This window comes from Sphaerisporangium flaviroseum (assembly GCF_039537005.1).
Classification (GTDB): domain Bacteria; phylum Actinomycetota; class Actinomycetes; order Streptosporangiales; family Streptosporangiaceae; genus Sphaerisporangium; species Sphaerisporangium flaviroseum.
The window spans coordinates 283527-301813 of record NZ_BAAAZR010000063.1 but is presented as its reverse complement, the minus strand read 5'-3'; the positions used below and the strand labels follow the sequence as shown (position 1 = coordinate 301813).

The following is an 18287-nucleotide window of genomic DNA, read 5'->3' as shown; positions in this document are numbered from 1 at the left end:
AAGGGGCTCGCGCCGCGCCGGACCCGGCGAGCCCGGGGATGAGGCCTCCCCATCTCCGGGCGCGTCACAGACGAAAGGACAGCCATGCTCAAGGTCATGCGCCGCGGCCTGGCGCTGGTCGCCGCCGCCCTGATAGCGACCCAGTTCATGCCCGCCGCCGCGCAGGCGGCCGACCCCGCCTACCAGGTGCTGGTCTTCTCCAAGACGGCCGGCTTCCGGCACGACTCCATCCCGGCCGGGATCCAGGCCATCCGCGATCTCGGCGCCGCGAACAACTTCACCGTCACCGCCACCGAGGACGCGAACGCCTTCACGACGGCCAACCTCGCCCAGTTCAAGACGGTGGTCTTCCTCAGCACCACCGGGGACGTGCTCAACGACGCCCAGCAGACCGCCTTCTCCTCGTACGTGAACGGCGGCGGCGGGTACGTCGGTGTCCACGCCGCCGCCGACACCGAGTACAACTGGCCGTACTACGGGCAGCTCGTCGGCGCCTGGTTCAAGAGCCACCCGGCGATCCAGCAGGCGACGGTCAGGAACGAGGACCGCACGCACCCCGCCACCTCCGGCCTCGCGGCGACGTGGACGCGGACCGACGAGTGGTACAACTACCGCACCAACCCCCGCTCCACCGTCCGCGTGCTGCAGAGCCTGGACGAGAGCAGCTACAGCGGCGGCGAGATGAGCGGGGACCACCCGATCACCTGGTGCCATCCGCAGGTCTCCGGACGGTCCTTCTACACCGGCCTCGGGCACACGATCGAGTCCTACGCCGACCCGGCCTACCGCGCGCTGCTGCTCGGCGGAATCAGGTACACGGCCGGCATGGTCCAGGCCAACTGCGCACCGACCGGCAACCCTCCGGCGGGCGGCACGGTCGAGGCGGAGTCGTACTCGTCCCAGTCGGGCGTGCAGCCCGCGGGGCACGCGGGTGCCAGCGGCGGCACGACGGTCGGTTACATCGACAACGGTGACTGGGCGGGGTACTCGTCGGTGAGCACGTCGGGTGCGACCGGATTCTCGGCGCGGGTCTCCTCTGGTGGGCCGGGCGGGACGATCCAGATCCGGTCGGGTTCGGCAACGGGCACGTTGCTGGGGTCGGTGGCGGTTCCCTCGACCGGAAGCTGGGACACCTTCCGAGACGTCACGACCACGCTGAGCGGCTCGGCGTCGGGGGCGCTGTTCCTGGTGTTCACCGGTGGCTCCGGTTCGCTGTTCGACGTGGACACCTTCACCCTCACCAAGACCACCGCACCCACCCCGGTGGAGGGCGAGGCGTTCACGTCGCAGTCCGGTGTGCAGGTCGCGAGCCATGCGGCCGCCAGCGGCGGCAGGACGGTCGGTTACATCGACAACGGTGACTGGGCGGGGTACTCGTCGGTGAGCACGTCGGGTGCGACCAGGTTCACGGCGCGGGTCTCCTCTGGTGGGCCGGGCGGGACGATCCAGATCCGGTCGGGTTCGGCGACGGGCACGTTGCTGGGGTCGGTGGCGGTTCCCTCGACCGGAAGCTGGGACACCTTCCGAGACGTCACGACCACGCTGAGCGGCTCGGCGTCGGGGGCGCTGTTCCTGGTGTTCACCGGTGGCTCCGGTTCGCTGTTCGACGTGGACACCCTCACCCTCACCAAGTGATGCGTTCCGCCCGGAACATCCCGTATGTGGTGTTCCGGGCGTCCGCGATGGTGCGGACACCACGGTTGTCGCAAGAGGCCGGCCAGTCGGCGGCCGGCTCGTGAAAGGAGAAGCTGATGGACGTCGGGGTCTGGCTGGTCGGGGCACGAGGATCGGTGGCCACCACGGTCATCACCGGCGCGGCGGCGTTACGTGCCGGGCTCGCGGCGCCCATCGGCTGCGTGACAGAAAGCCCGGACTTCACCGGGGCGGGCCTGCCGTCACTGGACAGGCTCGTCTTCGGCGGGCACGACATCGCCAGCACGCCACTGCCCAAGAGGGCCGAGGAGCTCACCCGGGCGGGGGTCATCCCCCCGCCGCTGGCCGATCTCGTCCGCCACGAGCTTGAGGCCGCGGACGCGGAGGTCCGCCCCGGCGTCGCACCCACCCCCGGCACCTGGCCGGTCCCTCCGAGCACAACGGGCGCCACCCTCGGCACGGGGATCGGCGAGGTGGCCGGAGTGGAGGCGGAGACCCAGGCCGCCATGGCGCGGCGGCTGATCCGCGATCTCAACGGCTTCCGCGAGCGGCGGGGGCTCGAACGCGTGATCGTGATCCATGTCGCCTCCACCGAGCCGCCCGCCGTGCCGCACCCGGCCCACCAGGACCTGGAGGCCCTGACCGGCGCCATGGAGCTCCCCGGCGAGGTGCTGCCGCCCAGCTCGCTGTACGCCTTCGCGGCGCTCAGCGCCGGCTGTCCCTACGTCGACTTCACCCCGTCCACCGGCGTGTCCCTCCCCGCGCTGGACCAGTTGGCCCGCGCGCGGGGGGTTCCGTACGCCGGCCGGGACGCCAAGACGGGGGAGACCCTGGTGAAGACCGCCCTCGCCCCCATGTTCGCCGCCCGTGCCCTCGCCGTGCGGTCCTGGTCGGGGACGAACCTGCTCGGCGGGGGCGACGGCGCCACGCTCGCCGACCCGGCCGCGGGGGAGAGCAAGCGGATCTCCAAGGACAGGGCGCTGCCGGGGATACTCGGCCACTCCGTGGAGGGGCGGACGCACATCGACCACGTGCCGCACCTCGGCGACTGGAAGACCGCCTGGGACCACATCACCTTCGAAGGCTTCCTCGGCGTGCGCATGTCACTGCAGTTCACCTGGCAGGGCTGCGACTCGGCGCTCGCCGCGCCGCTGGTGCTCGACCTGGTCAGGCTCCTGGCCCGCGCGCACGAACGGGGCCACCACGGGGCGGTCAGGGAACTCGGCTTCTTCTTCAAGGACCCCATCGCCCTGGACGAGCACCGCCTCCAGACCCAGTACGACCTGCTACGAACCTGGGCGGCGAGCCTCTCGTGAACCCCCTGGGTGGCGAACTGCTCATGACCCCGGCGCGCTCGTCCCGGCACCGCCGGCACGACCCGTTCCCGACCTGGGCGGGGGTTCCCGGATGACCATGGACCTGGCGACGCTGGCGGAGCTGGTCCGGGCGCCCGCCGCGCTCACCGTGCCCGGTGACACCGCCGCCGGGGGTGCGGTCAGGCCGGGCCTCGCGCTGTCGTCGGTGTGCCTCTACTGGGCCGGTATGGCGCTGAACGACTACGCCGACCGTCACCTCGACGCCGAGGAGCGGCCCGAACGGCCCATCCCCTCAGGGCGCGTACGTCCTGGCCAGGCGCTCGGCCTCGCCGCCGGACTGACCGCCGCCGGTCTCGCCGCCGCCGCCCTGGCAGGCGGGCGCCAAGCCCTCGGCGTCGCGACGGGACTGGCCGCCGTCGTGTGGGCGTACGACCTCGCCCTCAAGGACACGGCGGCGGGGCCCCTCGCGATGGCCGCGGCACGAGGGCTGGACGTGGCGCTCGGCGGCGCGTCCCTGACCCCCGCGGGCACCGTCCCCGGCGGGGGGAAGGGAGGCCTGCACGCGGCCGGTGCGGTTCCCGCCGAGGGGAAGGGACGGCTGCACGCGGCCGGTGCGGTTGCCGCCGAGGGGAAGGGACGGCTGCTCGCGGCCGGTGCGGTGGCCGCGCACACGTACGGGGTGACGGTGCTGAGCCGGGGCGAGGTCGGAGGGGGATCGACGGCCCGATCCGCCACGGCCCTCGGTGCCACCGCCCTGGCGGCCGGGCTCGCCGCGACGCACATCTCCGGCGCCGGCGCGCCCGCACGCAAGCTGGCCGGGTTCGGGCTGGTGGCGGCGTACGCGGGGCTGGTCGGCCGCGCCCAGCTCGCCGCCGCCCGTGATCACGACGCGGGACGGACCAGGGCGGCGGTGGGCCAGAGCATCCTCGGGGTGCTGCCCCTGCAGGCCGCCCTGACCGCCGGTCGCGGCCACCTCGCCATGGCGGCGGCGCTGACCGCCGCCCATCCCCTCGCCAGGAAGCTTTCACGAAAGGTCTCTCCGACGTGAGATTCGGTTACGGCACCAACGGTTTCGCCAACCACCGTCTCGACGAGGCGTTCTCGGTCCTGGCCGACATGGGGTACGACGGCGTCGCGCTGACCCTGGACGCCGGGCACCTGGATCCCTGCGCGCCCGACATCGGCCGTCAGGTCGAGCGGGTCGGGAAACGGCTCAGCGAGCTCGGCCTCGCGGTAGTGATCGAGACGGGCGGGCGCTACGTCCTCGACCCGCTCCGCAAGCACTACCCGACGCTGCTCCACCCGCCCGAGACGGCGGCACTGCGGATCGACCTGTTGCGGTGTGCCGTGAGCATCGCCGCGGACCTCGGCGCGGAGGCCGTCTCCTTCTGGAGCGGGATCCGTCCTCCGGAGATGGACGAAGAGGAGGCCTGGCGGAACCTGGCCATCGGGGTCACGGCCGTGCTGGAGGAGGCCGACGCGCGGGAGGTGACACTCGGTTTCGAACCCGAGCCGGGCATGCTGGTCGACACCCTCGCCGCCTTCGAGCGGCTGTACGAGCTGACAGGACGGCCCGAACGGCTCGGCCTGACCCTCGACATCGGTCACTGCCGCTGCCTGGAACCCGATCCGGTGCCCGACTGCGTCCGGCGTGCCGGAGCACACCTGGTCAACGTCCAGATCGAGGACATGCGACGGGGGGTGCACGAGCATCTGGAGTTCGGGGAGGGGGAGATCGACTTTCCCCCCGTCCTGTCGGCGCTGGACGAGATCGGCTACAAGGGCCTGGTGAGCGTCGAACTGCCCCGGCACAGCCACGCGGCCCCCGTCGTCGCGGCCCAGTCCCTGCGCTTCCTCCGCGAGCTGGACTCACTCGGCGACACCCGCGTCCACGGCGACGGAGCCGCGAGGTGAGCGCGGACCGGCGGCGGAAGCCGGCGGCGAGAGCGGTCAGAGCGGCGAGAGCGGCCGGAACGGCGACAGCAGGGAGGGGACGATGACCACGTCGTACGTACCCGGGTGCACCCTCAGCGAGGAAGGCGCCCGATGGCTGAAGTCCTCGGTGGAACGGGTCCGTTCGGACGAGGGGGCGCTCGACCGGCTCTTCCCCGCGGCCGGACGTGCCTGCGGCCGGGCACCGGTCCCCGGCGAGCCTGGCTGGACCGTCGACCAGGTGGTCCGGGCCGAGCTGTTACGCGCCCTGCCCCACACCGGGGCACGGCTCGGGGAGATCCTGTTCGAGCTGTACGCCCACGGGGACGCCGCCGAGCGGCTCGCGGTGCTCAAGTCCTTGCCGGCGCTCGCCGCGCACAGTGGGCTCGGCGACGCGGGCCTGCCGATCGTACGAGACGCGCTGCGCACCAACGACGCCCGTCTCGTCGAGGCCGCCCTGGGGTCGTACGCGGCGGAACATCTTCCTGATCACGCCTACCGGCAGGCGGTTCTGAAGTGCGTGTTCATCGGGGTGCCGCTGAGGGCGGTGGCCGGCCTGGACCGGCGCGCGGACGAGGAGCTGGCCCGGATGATGGCCGGCTACGCGGAGGAACGCCTGCTGGCGGGCCGCGCGGTGCCGCCTGATGTCTGGCCTCTAGTGGAAGGCCACCCCGCCCACCTGACCCGGATCCACGCCCTCCTGGCCGAAACATCCCGCCCCGCCACCGAGCCGAACCCCCCACCCACCACACCCCACCCACCCCCGGCCACGAATCCCCCGCCCGTCCCGCCGCACCCGGACGTCACAGGAGGTCGCCGGGACGCCCCGGCGTGATTGGAGAGGAACGCCCATGCGCATCTTCGACCCCCACATCCACATGACCTCCCGCACCACCGACGACTACGAGCGCATGTACGCGGCCGGGGTGCGCGCCGTGGTCGAGCCGGCCTTCTGGCTCGGCCAGCCACGTACCTCCCCCAGCACCTTCGCCGACTACTTCGACGGCCTGCTCGGCTGGGAGCCCTACCGCGCCGCGCAGTTCGGGATCGTCCACCACTGCACGATCGCGCTGAACCCCAAGGAGGCCAACGACCCCCGCCTCACGCCCGTACTGGACCTGTTGCCGCGTTACCTCGCCAAGGACCGGGTGGTGGCGGTCGGCGAGGTGGGCTACGACGACATCACCCCGGCCGAGGACGAGGCACTGGCCCGCCAGCTCGCGCTGGCCGCGGAGCACGACCTGCCGGTGCTGGTCCACACCCCGCACCGGGACAAGGCCGCCGGCACCCGCCGCACCCTGGACGTCGTACGAGAGTCGGGGCTGCCGCCCGAGCGGGTGCTGGTCGACCACCTCAACGAGATGACGGTCGGCATGGTCGAGGAGAGCGGCTGCTGGATGGGCTTCTCGGTCTACCCCGACACCAAGATGGACGAGGACCGGATGGTCGCCATCCTCAAGGAGTACGGACCGGCGCGGACCCTGGTCAACTCGGCCGCGGACTGGGGGCGGAGCGACCCGCTGAAGACCCGCGCCGTGGGCGACGCCATGCTCGCCGCGGGTTTCTCCGAGGCCGAGGTCGAGACGGTCCTGTGGGACAACCCCGTCGCCTTCTACGGCCAGAGCGGCCGCCTGGACCTCTCGGACCTCACCCCCGATCCCAACTACGCCGGCAACACCATCCTCCGCGGCGCCCCCCGTGCCTGACAGCCCTCACCTCCGGCTCAGGGCGGGTTGCCGCAGCGGGATGGGGTGCGGTGGGGGCGGCGCCGTTCGTGGTGGGGGAGCGGTGATCGGTCATGACGGGCGTGCCGAACGGGGGAAGGGACACCGGACAGGGTCCGGGAGAGGAGTGTCGTCATGAGGTTCCGTCATCCGGACGGGTCCGTCGTCCACGTGGCCTACTGCACCAACGTTCATCCGGCCGAGGACCTGGCCGGGGTGCTCGGCCAGTTGCGCCGCTACGCGGGCCCGATACGCGAGCGGCTGGGCGTCCCCAGGCTGGGGCTCGGGCTGTGGCTGTCACGGCCGGTCTGCGACACGCTCCTGGCCGAGCCCGGTGAGGTCGTACGGCTGCGCGACGCGCTGGCGGAGCACGGGCTCGAGGTCGTCACCCTGAACGGCTTTCCCTACCAGGGCTTCCACGACTACGAAGGCGAAAGTGACGCCGGGTCCGCCGTACCCGGGGCACCCAAGCTGCGGGTCTATCACCCTGACTGGACCACGGAGGAGCGGCTGGACTACACCCTGGACCTGGCACGCGTCCTGGCCGGCCTGCTGCCAGGCGACGTCCGGTGGGGGAGCATCTCGACCCTTCCGCTCGCCTGGCGCACCCCGTGGACGCCCGAGCGCTCCGCGACGGCGATGGGAATGCTCGACCGGCTGTCGGCAGGGCTCGCGGAGGTGGCGGCCGAGACAGGGCGCAGGATCCGGGTCGGATTCGAGCCCGAGCCCGGCTGCATCGTGGAGAACACCACGCAGGCGGCCCACCACCTGGCGGCGGTCGACCACGACCACCTGGGGGTGTGCCTGGACGCCTGCCACCTGGCCGTCCAGTTCGAGGACCCTGGTGAGGCGGTGAAGCGGCTCGCGGTGGCGGGGTTGCCGGTGGTCAAACTCCAGGCGTCATGCGCCCTCCAGGTCGATCGTCCCGCCGACCCGTTCACCAGGGAAGCGCTCACGGCCTTCGCCGAGCCGCGCTTCCTGCACCAGACCCGCGAACGGAATACCAAGGACGTGATCCACCTGGCGGAGGCTCCCGGCGGCTCTCCGGACACGGCCGGGGCGGTTCACGATGGCGGGTTGCGGGCGGTGGACGATCTCGGCGAGGCCCTTGACGGAGGGCTACCAGGGAACTCGCCGTGGCGGGTTCACTTCCACGTCCCGCTGCACGCGACGCCGGCTCCGCCCCTCACCTCCACCCAAGGGGTGCTGGAGGAGACCCTGCGCGTACTGCTCGCCGGGCCGGTGGCGCTGACCCGTCACGTCGAGGTGGAGACCTACACCTGGCAGGCACTGCCCCGTGACCGCCGCCCGGGGGCCGACGAGGAACTGGTCGAGGGGATCGCCCTGGAGCTCGCCTGGATCCGCGAGCGCCTCATCGACCTCGGCCTGAAGGAGGAAACCCCCTGACCAGCGCCCAAGTGGGTGGGGCTCCGGTGGTAGGCGCCGGGTGAGGGGCTCGGTGACGATGGGTGACGAATGTCGTGGTCGTAGGCAAGGGAGATGGTGATGGTCGGAGGAGTGGGTGCTGTGAGGCCGCTGGTGGTCATCGATGTGGCGGGGCTGACGCCCCGGCTGCTGTCGTCCATGCCGAACCTGGCGAGGCTCGGCCGTCCCGTCCCGCTGGGGACGGTGCTCCCGGCCGTGACCTGCTCGGTGCAGTCGACCCTGCTCACCGGCGCCCTCCCGAGGGACCACGGGATCGTCGGCAACGGCTGGTACTTCCGCGACCTGGGAGAGATCATGCTGTGGCGGCAGCACAACGGCCTGGTCCAAGGCCCGAAGATCTGGGACGACGCCCGCCGGGTCCATCCCGGTTACCGGGTCGCCAACATCTGCTGGTGGTACGCCATGGGCGCGGCCACCGACTTCACGGTGACCCCCCGGCCGATCTACCACGCCGACGGCCGCAAATCCCCTGACTGCTACACGACCCCCGCGTCGCTGCGCGTCGACCTGACCCGGGAACTGGGCCGCTTCCCGCTGTTCTCCTACTGGGGCCCGAAGGCGGGGATCGCCTCCAGCCGGTGGATCGTCGAGGCCGCCCGCCTGATGCTCGCCCGGGAGAATCCCGACCTGACCCTCGTCTACGTCCCGCACCTGGACTACGACCTCCAGCGGTACGGCCCGTCGGGGCCGGAGGCCGTGGCCGCGGCCAGGCAGGTCGACGACGCGCTCAAGCCGTTGCTCGACGACGCGGCGGCCATGGGCGCGGTCACCGTGGTCCTCTCCGAGTACGGCATCACCGACGTCTCCCGCCCCGTCGACGTGAACCGGGCACTGCGCCAGGAGGGCCTGCTTTCGGTCTACCGGCAGGCCGGGATGGAGTACCTCGACCCGTGGACCTCCCGCGCGTTCGCCGTCGCCGACCACCAGCTCGCCCATGTGTACGTGAAGGACCCCGCCGACGTGGCCAAGGTACGGTCCATCCTGTCCGCGCTCCCGGGGGTGGACGAGGTGCTGGACGAGGGCGGCAAGGCGGCGTACGGGCTCGACCACGCGCGGGCCGGTGAACTGGTGGCGGTCGCGGCGCCGGACTCCTGGTTCACCTACTACTACTGGCTCGACGACGACCTGGCCCCGGACTTCGCCCGGATGGTCGACATCCACCGCAAACCCGGCTACGACCCGGCCGAGCTGTTCCTCAACCCCGAGGATCCCCTGGTGAAGGCCAAGGCCGGGCTGGCGCTGGCCCGCAAGGCCCTGGGCTTCCGGTACACGATGCCGGTCGTCCCCCTGGACCCCGCTCCCGTGCGTGGCAGCCACGGCCGCCTGCCCTCCGACCCCTGCGACGCCCCGATCATGCTCTGCAGCGACCCCCTGGAGAAGGACTCCTACGCCGCCACCGAGGTGAAGGCCCTGTGCCTCCGCCTGGCCGGCCTGGACACGGATCCCGTCACCGGAGCTTGACGCCGCCCGGAGAGGAGGTCCCCCTACACGCTCGCCTGGGCCGGTACACGATCTCGACCGGGTCGGCGGCGCGGATATCCGGCGTAGGTGAAGGTGGGCGGCCGGGGAAGGAAGCCGGGTGGAGGAGTCGCAAGTAAGCGGATGATGCGGGAGTTCGCAGGTGAGGAGCGTCGATGGGGGAATCCAGCGTGCGGGTCGCGGTGGACGCGGACATGCCGGGCGTACGGGAGGTGGCCTCGCACTTCGAGATTCTGGACGACTGGGCGGGCATGCCCGACTTCCTCGACGCCGAGCGTGCGTTCGGGTCGCTGGTCGTGGGAGAGGTCGATGGGCGGATCGTGGGATTCGGCGGGGTGCTGCGCCGGGGGCAGGTCTCGCACCTGGGGGACCTGTACGTCCTGCCCGAGCACCAGTCCTCGGGGATCGGGCGGACGATCCTGAGCCGGTTGCTGCCGTCCGACACGCCGCGGGTGACCTTCGCGTCGGACGACTCCAGGGCCCTCGGGCTGTACATCAGGCAGGGGATGCGTCCTGTGTGCCCGCTGCTCTACCTGACCGGCTCTCCATCGGAGGCTTCCCTGCCGCGCGGGTTCCAGGCACGGGGAACGGTGGACGGGCCCAGGGCGGATTCGGGGGAGCCGCCTGGCATACGGGAGGCCGTGATGCTGGACGGCCGGGTCTCGGGTGGCGACCGGGCCGGGTCCCTGTCCTGGTACGCGGGCCTACCGGGCGTGACCCTGCACGTCACCGGCGGTGGGTACGCGTTCGCCCGGATGATCGACGAGGATCTCGAGGTGGGGCCGGTGGGCGGCGACACCCCGCAGGACTGCGCCGACGCGGTGTTCGCGGCGGCCGGCGCTCATCCAGGTGCCGACGAGGTCCAGGTGGCGGTACCGGGCGTGCACCCGCTCCTGCCCCGGTTGCTGGAGGCCGGCTGGGAGATCGACGACCTGGACACCTTCATGACGACCGAGCCCGGCCTGGTCCGGCTGGACCGCTACCTTCCCCATCCCGACCTGGGATAGCGACGTCGCCCAACCGGTCGAAACGCGACGCCGTCGCTCGATCGGGAACATCCCTCACCCATGGCCCTCCTCGCACCTGTGTTCGGGTGAGGGGCGGTTCCGCGAGCGAGACCTGCCGGCGGCTACACCGAGTTCTGCAGGGGGAGCGCGGGCGAGCGGCGCGTCTCCAACAGCGGCAGGGAGACGACGAAGCGCGCCCCCCCGGAGGGCGACGTGCCCACCGTGATCGTCCCCCCATGGGCCCGGACGATGTCGCGGGCGATGGCCAGGCCGAGGCCCGTGCCTCCCCGGTCGCGGCTGCGGGCGGCGTCGAGCCGGGTGAACCGTTCGAAGATCCGCTCTCTGTCCGCGGCCGCGATGCCCTCTCCGTCGTCCTCCACGACCAGCTCGGCGTTGTGGTCGGTCTTGTGCACCTCGACGGACACCGAGCATCTGGCGTGCCGTTCGGCGTTGTCGAGCAGGTTGGTGATGACGCGGCCGATCTGGGTGTGAACGGCCTCGACGTCCACGCCTGGAGTGAGCCGGAGCTGCACCTTCGACGGGTCCGGCCGCCGCGCCACCTCCGTGCGGACGATCGCCGCCAGGTCCACCTTCACCGGGGGCTTGGGCGCGCCGGCCCGGACCCGCTCCAGCAGCAGCAGGTCGGTGATGATCGACTGCAGCCGGTCGACGTCCCGCAGCGAATGGGCGAGCAACTGGCGCAGGTTGGTCTCGTCGGGGTGCAGCTGCGCCTCTTCCAGTTGCGCGCGAAGGCCCGCGACGGGCGTGCGCAGCTCGTGGGAGGCGTCGGCGGCGAACTGCCGTTGCTGGGTCAGCGCCTGCTCCATCCCAGCCTTGGCCCGCTCCAGCCGCTCGAGTGTGCCGTTGATGGTCCGGGCCAGCCGGGCGATCTCGTCGTCGCCCGGGGGTTCGGGCACCCGGGTGCTCAGGTCGTTGTCGTTGATCGAGGCCAGCTCGGCGCTGATGGCCTCCACCGGACGCAGCGTGCGACCGGTGATCTTCCAGGTCATCCCGACGGCCAGGATGATCAGCACGATCCCCTGGATGGCGAAGATGGTGTTGATGGGTCCCGTGGCGCTCTCGGCCGGTGCGTGCCGGCCCGCGTAGACGACGGGCGAGTCCGCCGCGCCGGTGATCCGGAGGGCGGACAGGCGGACACAGCCGACCAGGTGCTGCGCGCAGGTCTCCACGTCCTCCTGCGGATCGGCCGGTTCCGGCCACGAGTCGCTCAGGGGCGGCAGCCCCCGGGCGTCGGCGGAGGACGCGATCACATGGCGGTCCGGCGCGACGATCTGGATGAGGTTCATGCCCGGGACCTCGGATTGGATGGGCTCCGGCAGGCGTCCGAGACGATCGGCGGCGGCGACGAGCGTCGCCTCCTGCCGGGCCTCGAGCCATTCGGTGTCGGCCACCGACTGATGTGCGACCACCCCGGCCAGTACTCCCGAAAGTACGAGGAGAAGGACCGCGAGGAGGCTGACGAGTGCGGTGACACGGCCCCGTATGGACCGGAGGCCCAGCCGCCGGCGCGTAGGAGGCCGATACGCGGTACGTATGCCTTCCCCACCGAACATCATTATCTTCCCAACGGCATTTGTCGGTTACGTCGGATAGCGCTTTCCCTACCCATCGTCCGCAAGTCGATCTAGAGAACCGGAGGCCGGGCGGCTGCTCATGGACGTGGTCCAGAGGTGGAGCCGGGGAGTGGCAGGTGTCCCCGCGGGCCGTCTGGCCGAGCCCCGGTGATCCGGGGCGTGCCATTCCTGACCGCGATGTGCCAGGTCGGCGGCCAGGTGTGTCGTACTTATCTGGAAAGACTCAAGTTAGCACGTGGGTAGGGCCGTTTAAAGATCAACTATGGTTTTTTGGGCAATCCTCACCCGAGTGAGGTATACCCGACCCGTAACGAATACCCAATAGAGGACTCAACCCTGACCGGCGAGCCCCGGCGAGTACGGGGCGGCGGCGCTCACGGGCCCAGGACCGGGCGTGCCGGGACCTGGGCGCGTGAGGCCGGCGGCTCAGAGCTTCTCGATCACCGGGATGAGCTCGGTGAGCACGTACAGCGCCAGCCCGAGCCCGATGAGGTTCACCCGCGGGACGTTGGCGTTGATGGCCGCGAGAAGGAACGCGACGAACGCGGCGATGAGCAGGATGAGCTGAATGGTGGTCATGGGGTCATCCTCATGTCGTGTATTCGGTTGAAGTCGATCAACTGCCCGTGGCCCTGGGCCGCAATCCCGGTGATCGATCACGATTGGGACGCGTGGCCGAAGGCGGACCGAGATGCGCGCCTGGTAGCGGTCCCGATGTCCGCGCCTCTCACCTGTGACGCGTCAATGGGGCCGCTACCAGGCGGGGGGGGTGGCGGCCAGGCCGTCAGGCGTTGACCTCGAGGGCGGCCCGGACGGCGGACTCCAGGGCGCCTTCGATCCAGGCGTGCTTCAGCGAGGTGTGCTCCCCGGCGAAGTGCAGGGGGCCCTCGGGCTTGGCGATGGCCGGATGGATCTCGGTCATCTGCCCGGGTGTGAAGACGGCCGCCTCGCCGAACGCGTAGCGGTTGCGCAGCCAGCTCTGGGTCTGGCCGCGGCCGGTGAAGAACTCGGAGATCCGGTCGCCGTGAACCTCCTGCAGGCCGCGCAGCGCGTACCCGTAACGCTCCGCATCGTCCATCGAGTCCCAGCGTGAGGCGTCGTCGGCCCACACGTAACTGGCCAGCACCACCCCTCCTTCACTGCCCGGGATCCGGTGGGAGGGGTAGTACATGAACCGGTTGGCGTTGTCGGCCAGCGAGCCGCCGCCCGCGACGTGGGTGGCGCGGCCGGGCCGGTAGCGGGCGCCGAGCTCCCGCTTCCAGTCGTCCTCGCCGAACTCCCACCAGCGCCTGCGGAACTCCAGCAGCACCTTGGTGGCCGAGTCGTAGTGCAGTTCGGTGACGGCGCGGCGCTTCGCGTAGGACATCGCCGGGGTGATCTCCACGTGCCGCAGCGCGGGGAAGGGGATGGTGATGATCGCGACGTCGCCGTGGAAGGTCTCGGTGCGTTTCCGTGACGCCCAGGTCGACTCGTCGCTCCCCTTCTCGCTGACCGTGTCGATGCGGACACCCTGGCCGGAGGTGTCGATGCGCATGGCCCGCCGGTCCATGCGGATGTTGTCACGAAGATCGGACTCCAGCCTGTACGGCAGCTGACGGCTGCCCCCGGCCATCTCCCAGTAGGTGGCGGCGGGGTTCACCAGGCTCCTGGTCAGGAACGTGTGCATGAAGGCCAGCGGCAGCCGCGAGGTGAGGTTCTCCAGCGTGCCGATGGCGTCGATCGCCGCGTCGCTCAGCCGGGCGTGCTCGGTGAGGAAGCGGTTCATGGAGTAGCCGTCGAACTCGTACAGCACGCGTGCCCAGCCCTTGATGAGCTCGGGAAGCGGCTTGTCGACCCGGCCCGACGGCCGGGCGACGGAGATGTGGTCGCGCACCGGGTCGAGCGCCTGGTCCAGGATCATCGCGGCGGTCCGGCGGTCCCTGAGGCCGAAGGACGCGTTGATCCGGCCCGGGGCGGCGGCGTACTCGTCCCGCCGCTGGGAGATGCCGTTGACCCTGATCCACGTGTGGTTGAGCCGTTCGGGCGCCTCGAACCTCCCCTTGACGGGGCCGGAACGCCAGACCTGACCGCCGCGTGACCGGTAGACGACGGGCGGGACCGGCCCGTTCGGCGTCGCCCCCGGCCGTACGTCCACGTTGTAGAAGGGGCGGCGCGGGATCCCGAGCTTGTCGATCAGCGCGAGGGTGAGCGGGTGGAAGTCGGGGATGCGCATCGCCCCCGCCTCGGCGTACTGCAGCGGGTCGGCGAACCCGGTCTGGAAGGTCTTGATGCGGCCGCCGACCCGGTTGCCGTTCCCCTCGATCACGGTGACCTCGTGGCCGGCCCGCTTCAGCAGGGTGGCCGCCGCCAGACCGGAGATCCCCGCCCCGACGATCAGCACCTTCTTGGGGGAGCGGGCCCTCGGCAGCCCGCTGTCGATGAGCACCCGCAGGTACCGCAGCTTCAGGTCGGCCCCGTTCTCGCCGACGAGCAGGAGATCACGGGCCACCTCCATGCAGGTGTCCCAGCGGGCGCCGCTGTGCGGCGCGCGCGTCGTACGGGCGGGAGCCGCCTGCGCGGTCCCGGCGGGGGCCGCGCCGACGACGGTACCCACGGCGCCGAGCCCGGCCAGCTTGGCGAACCCCCGCCGATCGATGACTGACACGATGTCCTCCTGTGAGACGAACACGTAGGGTCAGGTAATGACCACGCAAAGTCTCGGCAAGGGAAGGGCATCGGTCGTCGCGGCGCGCCCTGCCTGGTCAGCTGGCATTCCAACCGATCAGGCGGGGCGTTTCCTTACCGGGGCCTTCGCCCCGATTCGGGGAGGGTCTCGTGGTGCTCAGGCCGGAGTCACCCGGCGGTCAGCGAGCAGGTGTCGGCCAGGTTCCCTGAGGCGGGACGGGGGAGGGTGGCGTCGGCGGGCGGCGCGTCGCCACGGGTGGTCCAGCCCTCCAGGGCGGTGAACGCGCTGCGGAAGCACGGCAGGATCGGGCGCAGCAGGGCCGGGTAGGCGTCGTAGAGCCCGTCGACGTGGTTGCCGCCCTCGATGCGGTAGTACCGGTGCAGCTTGTCGCGGCCGCGCGACGTGATCAGCTTCTCGTAGACGTCGGAGTCCTCGGTGATGGGCAGCAGCGTGTCCAGCGTGCCGTGCAGGGTGATGAGTGGTCGCCCGATGCGGCCGGTGAGGGCGATCCGCCCGACGGCGTCCTTCACGGCACGTGGCCGGGTGGCGTAGTCGTAGTCGGCGTCACAGGCCGGGGTCCCCGGCGCGCAGAACGGCGTGCCCGCCTCGGTGGCCCCGTCGTACCCCGGGTCGAGCTCCTCACGGTAGATCCGCTGGGTGAGATCCCAGTAGACCTTGTAGTGGTAGTCCCACAGCGGCTCGGAACCGGGCGCGAAGCCCGCGGCGATGATCGCGTCGTGCGCGGCCGCGTCGCCCGTGGCGGCGTACTTCGGGTACTCGCGCAGCGTGGCGGGAAGCGAGGTCAGCAGGTTGGGCCCGTTCTTCCGCCAGAGGGTCCCCTCCCAGTCGACGCCGCCGCTGTAGAGCTCGGGATGGTTCTCCAGCTGCCAGCGCACCAGGTAGCCGCCGTTGGAGATCCCCGCGGCGTACGTCCGGCGCGGCGCCCGGCCGTACCGCTGCGCCACGACCGCCTTGGCGGCCCGGGTGAGCTGGGTGACCCGGTGGTTCCACTCCACGATGGCGTCACCCGGCTTCACGCCGTCCTGGTAGAACTGCGCGCCGCTGTTGCCCTTGTCGGTGGCGGCGAACGCGTAGCCCTGGGCGAGCACCCAGTCGGAGATCGCGAAGTCGTTGGCGTACTGCCTGCGGACGCCGGGCGTTCCCGTGACGACCAGGCCGCCGTTCCAGCGCTCGGGGAGCCGGATCACGAACTGGCTGTCGTGGTTCCATCCGTGGTCGGTGTTGGACGTCGAGGTGTCGGGGAAGTAGCCGTCGATCTGGGCGCCCGGCACGCCGCTCGGGTTGGTGGCGCCCGCGGGGGTGAGGCCGGCCCACTCGGCCGCGATCGAGTGCCCGGAGGCGACGGTGCCCGCCGTGGTCAGGTCGTCCAGGCACGCGGAGATCTGCTTCTCGGCTCCGGGCACCTTGACCCGCTCGACGCCGGCGCAGGGGCCGGCCGCGGCGCCGGCGGCGGAGACGGGGCCGATCAGGGACACTCCGAGCACGGTGGCCGTGGCCAGGCCCAGTAGCCGGCCCGGTCGATGTCGGATGGATCGCATGGGGACTCCTCATGGGGGGCGGGCGACGCGCTGTCGAGCGAGTGACCGCAATGGTGCTCACGGACCATGACGTGGACCACGTCCCCGCCGCCCACAATTCGCCGCCTGGATATGTCGTCCGCGGCCATGACAGGGGCCCGCGGAGGGCTTGGACCGCTCCGAGGGCCGGTGCCCAGGCGTGGCCGTACCTACGTGGCCGGACCACATAAGCTCGGCCGGCAGACGTGGCACCCCCTCTGACCTGGGGGTCATGTGGGCGACCCCTGCCTGCGGGCGGGGGAATGTGTGCTCCGGCCACATGGAACACCGCCACCTCCTCACCTAGTGTTCCGCGTCACAACGACTTCGTCCGTTAACGCCAAGGTGATCTGGACGAAATCACCGGACGAGGCGACGAGGAGGCCATATGGACGGTCCCGTCCTGCGAGCGCAGAACCTGGCCAAGGAGTTCCGGGGCTTCCGCGCCGTCGACGGCGTGGACCTGGACATCGCCGAGGGCAGCGTCCATGCGCTGGTCGGCCCCAACGGCGCGGGCAAGACCACGCTGTTCAACCTGCTGACCGGTTTCCTCAAGCCGAGCGCGGGCCGCATCCTGCTCGGTGAACTGGACCTGACGGGCAAGCGGCCGGAGCAGGTGGCCCGCCTCGGCGTGGCCCGGTCGTTCCAGATCACCAGCCTGTTCCCGCAGATGACCCCGCGCGAGCACCTGGAGCTGGCGCTGGCGGGCGCCACCGGCCTCACCTGGCGGTTCTGGCGCTCGCACCGGCTGCTCGACCGGTTCGGCGACCGGGCCATGTCGCTGCTCGACCAGGTCGGGCTGGCCACGCATGCCGGCATCCCGGCGGGCACCCTGGCCTACGGCCACAAGCGCGCCCTGGAACTGGCCCTCGCGCTCGCGCTGGACCCCCGCGTGCTGCTGCTGGACGAGCCGACGGCCGGCATGGGCGTCGAGGACGTCGACCGCACCGTGGAGCTGGTGAGGAAGGTCCGGGCGGGGCGCACGGTCGTGATGGTCGAGCACAACATGAGCGTCGTCTCCAGCCTGGCCGACCGGGTGACGGTCCTGCAGAGCGGCAAGGTGCTCGTCGAGGGCCCCTACGCCGAGATCCGCCACGACCCGCGGGTCATCAGCGCCTACCTGGGAGACGCCAATGCCGAGCACTGAAACCGGCCCCATCCTCAGCGTCGGCGACCTGTCGGCCTGGTACGGCGAGGCGCAGGTCCTGCGGGAGGTGTCCCTGCAGGTGCGGCAGGGCGAGATCGTCACGCTGGTCGGCCGCAACGGCGCCGGCAAGACGACGCTGCTCCGCTGCCTGATGGGCCTGCAGGGCCGCTACTCCGGCACCATCGCCTTCCTCGGGTCGGACATCACCCGGATGCCCGCGCACCGCCGGGCGCGCCAGGGCCTCGGGTACGTCCCCGACGACCGCGGCGTCTACTCCACTTTGACGGTCGAGGAGAACCTGACACTGCCGCCGTCCGTCGGCCCCGACCCCTGGTCCCTGGCCCGGGTGTACGAGACCTTCCCCCGGCTGGGGGAACGGCGGTCCTTTCCCGGCACGAAGCTCTCCGGCGGGGAGCAGCAGATGCTGGCCCTCGCCCGGGTGCTGCGCATGGGCGCGCGGCTGCTGCTGTGCGACGAGCCCACCGAGGGACTGTCCCCGCTGATCGTCCAGCAGATCGGCGAGATCCTGCGCGAGGTGAAGCGGCAGGGCACCACCGTCCTGCTGATCGAGCAGAACGTCCACTTCGCCGCGACCGTCGCCGACCGGCACTACCTGCTCGCCGAGGGCCGGATCGTCGAGTCCCTGGACAACGAGGAGATGCGGGCCCGCGAGCACGAGCTGCTCGACTATCTCGGCATCTGACCCGCCGCGCACTGCGCGGCGACACCCCCCTGATTCACCCGTA

General features: G+C 71.4%; 15 protein-coding genes. 11 read left to right on the top strand and 4 right to left on the bottom strand.

The genetic code is table 11. The annotated features are described in order from the left end of the window. The first annotated feature begins 84 nt into the window (after positions 1-84). The 9 genes from ABD810_RS40525 to ABD810_RS40485 all read left to right on the top strand — a co-directional run bounded on the left by ABD810_RS40525 (position 85) and on the right by ABD810_RS40485 (position 10557). On the top strand, positions 85-1635 hold the full coding sequence (locus tag ABD810_RS40525; protein WP_344953742.1) for a ThuA domain-containing protein: 1551 nt from the start codon (positions 85-87) through the stop codon (positions 1633-1635). A gap of 116 nt (positions 1636-1751) precedes the next feature. Then, on the top strand, positions 1752-2969 hold the full coding sequence (locus tag ABD810_RS40520; RefSeq protein WP_344953739.1) for an inositol-3-phosphate synthase: 1218 nt from the start codon (positions 1752-1754) through the stop codon (positions 2967-2969). Between the two features lie 91 nt (positions 2970-3060). Continuing rightward, positions 3061-4017, top strand: coding sequence for an SCO3242 family prenyltransferase (locus ABD810_RS40515; protein ID WP_344953736.1), 957 nt, complete (start codon positions 3061-3063; stop codon positions 4015-4017). Next, positions 4014-4883 carry a sugar phosphate isomerase/epimerase family protein gene (locus ABD810_RS40510; RefSeq protein WP_344953733.1) on the top strand — a complete coding sequence of 290 codons (870 nt, stop codon included), beginning with the start codon at positions 4014-4016 and terminating at the stop codon, positions 4881-4883. The genes ABD810_RS40515 and ABD810_RS40510 overlap by 4 nt, the downstream gene beginning before the upstream one ends. Positions 4884-4965: 82 nt before the next feature. Beyond that, positions 4966-5736: an EboA domain-containing protein gene (locus ABD810_RS40505; protein WP_344953730.1), complete on the top strand. Its 771-nt coding sequence runs from the start codon at positions 4966-4968 to the stop codon at positions 5734-5736. A gap of 16 nt (positions 5737-5752) precedes the next feature. Continuing rightward, positions 5753-6607 carry a TatD family hydrolase gene (locus ABD810_RS40500; RefSeq protein WP_344953725.1) on the top strand — a complete coding sequence of 285 codons (855 nt, stop codon included), beginning with the start codon at positions 5753-5755 and terminating at the stop codon, positions 6605-6607. Between the two features lie 153 nt (positions 6608-6760). Further along, a complete protein-coding gene (gene eboE / locus ABD810_RS40495) occupies positions 6761-8032 on the top strand; it encodes a metabolite traffic protein EboE (protein WP_344953722.1) in 1272 nt (423 codons plus the stop codon). A gap of 111 nt (positions 8033-8143) precedes the next feature. Beyond that, the gene (locus tag ABD810_RS40490; protein ID WP_344953718.1) at positions 8144-9532 is read left to right on the top strand and encodes an alkaline phosphatase family protein; all 1389 of its coding nucleotides are present in this window, start codon (positions 8144-8146) and stop codon (positions 9530-9532) included. Between the two features lie 173 nt (positions 9533-9705). Continuing rightward, the gene (locus ABD810_RS40485; protein WP_344953715.1) at positions 9706-10557 is read left to right on the top strand and encodes a GNAT family N-acetyltransferase; all 852 of its coding nucleotides are present in this window, start codon (positions 9706-9708) and stop codon (positions 10555-10557) included. A gap of 122 nt (positions 10558-10679) precedes the next feature. Here the strand turns inward: ABD810_RS40485 and ABD810_RS40480 are convergent, their stop codons facing one another. From ABD810_RS40480 to ABD810_RS40465, 4 genes are all read right to left on the bottom strand, one after another. After that, positions 10680-11987, bottom strand: coding sequence for a sensor histidine kinase (locus tag ABD810_RS40480; protein ID WP_344953712.1), 1308 nt, complete (start codon positions 11985-11987; stop codon positions 10680-10682). A gap of 591 nt (positions 11988-12578) precedes the next feature. Then, positions 12579-12731 (bottom strand): hypothetical protein, encoded by a 153-nt coding sequence (locus tag ABD810_RS40475; protein WP_344953709.1) that lies wholly within the window; start codon positions 12729-12731, stop codon positions 12579-12581. A 205-nt stretch (positions 12732-12936) separates the two neighbouring features. Continuing rightward, positions 12937-14796 carry a flavin monoamine oxidase family protein gene (locus tag ABD810_RS40470; RefSeq protein ID WP_344953706.1) on the bottom strand — a complete coding sequence of 620 codons (1860 nt, stop codon included), beginning with the start codon at positions 14794-14796 and terminating at the stop codon, positions 12937-12939. Positions 14797-14984: 188 nt separating this feature from the next. Next, positions 14985-16376 (bottom strand): alpha/beta hydrolase family protein, encoded by a 1392-nt coding sequence (locus ABD810_RS40465; protein ID WP_344953702.1) that lies wholly within the window; start codon positions 16374-16376, stop codon positions 14985-14987. Positions 16377-16782: 406 nt separating this feature from the next. Between ABD810_RS40465 and ABD810_RS40460 the strand changes: the two genes are divergently transcribed. Both ABD810_RS40460 and ABD810_RS40455 read left to right on the top strand, forming a co-directional pair. Beyond that, the gene (locus ABD810_RS40460) at positions 16783-17541 is read left to right on the top strand and encodes an ABC transporter ATP-binding protein (protein ID WP_344953699.1); all 759 of its coding nucleotides are present in this window, start codon (positions 16783-16785) and stop codon (positions 17539-17541) included. Further along, positions 17528-18244: an ABC transporter ATP-binding protein gene (locus tag ABD810_RS40455; protein ID WP_344953695.1), complete on the top strand. Its 717-nt coding sequence runs from the start codon at positions 17528-17530 to the stop codon at positions 18242-18244. The genes ABD810_RS40460 and ABD810_RS40455 overlap by 14 nt, the downstream gene beginning before the upstream one ends. Positions 18245-18287 lie beyond the last annotated feature (43 nt).

Bases quoted from the DNA above. Each gene is read 5' to 3' on its own strand.
- ABD810_RS40520 (WP_344953739.1), top strand. From the start codon at position 1,752: ATGGACGTCGGGGTCTGGCTGGTCGGGGCACGAGGATCGGTGGCCACC.
- ABD810_RS40505 (WP_344953730.1), top strand. From the start codon at position 4,966: ATGACCACGTCGTACGTACCCGGGTGCACCCTCAGCGAGGAAGGCGCC.
- eboE (WP_344953722.1), top strand. From the start codon at position 6,761: ATGAGGTTCCGTCATCCGGACGGGTCCGTCGTCCACGTGGCCTACTGC.
- ABD810_RS40475 (WP_344953709.1), bottom strand. From the start codon at position 12,731: ATGACCACCATTCAGCTCATCCTGCTCATCGCCGCGTTCGTCGCGTTC.
- ABD810_RS40455 (WP_344953695.1), top strand. From the start codon at position 17,528: ATGCCGAGCACTGAAACCGGCCCCATCCTCAGCGTCGGCGACCTGTCG.
- ABD810_RS40485 (WP_344953715.1), top strand. From the start codon at position 9,706: ATGGGGGAATCCAGCGTGCGGGTCGCGGTGGACGCGGACATGCCGGGC.
- ABD810_RS40465 (WP_344953702.1), bottom strand. From the start codon at position 16,376: ATGCGATCCATCCGACATCGACCGGGCCGGCTACTGGGCCTGGCCACG.
- ABD810_RS40525 (WP_344953742.1), top strand. From the start codon at position 85: ATGCTCAAGGTCATGCGCCGCGGCCTGGCGCTGGTCGCCGCCGCCCTG.
- ABD810_RS40460 (WP_344953699.1), top strand. From the start codon at position 16,783: ATGGACGGTCCCGTCCTGCGAGCGCAGAACCTGGCCAAGGAGTTCCGG.
- ABD810_RS40500 (WP_344953725.1), top strand. From the start codon at position 5,753: ATGCGCATCTTCGACCCCCACATCCACATGACCTCCCGCACCACCGAC.
- ABD810_RS40515 (WP_344953736.1), top strand. From the start codon at position 3,061: ATGACCATGGACCTGGCGACGCTGGCGGAGCTGGTCCGGGCGCCCGCC.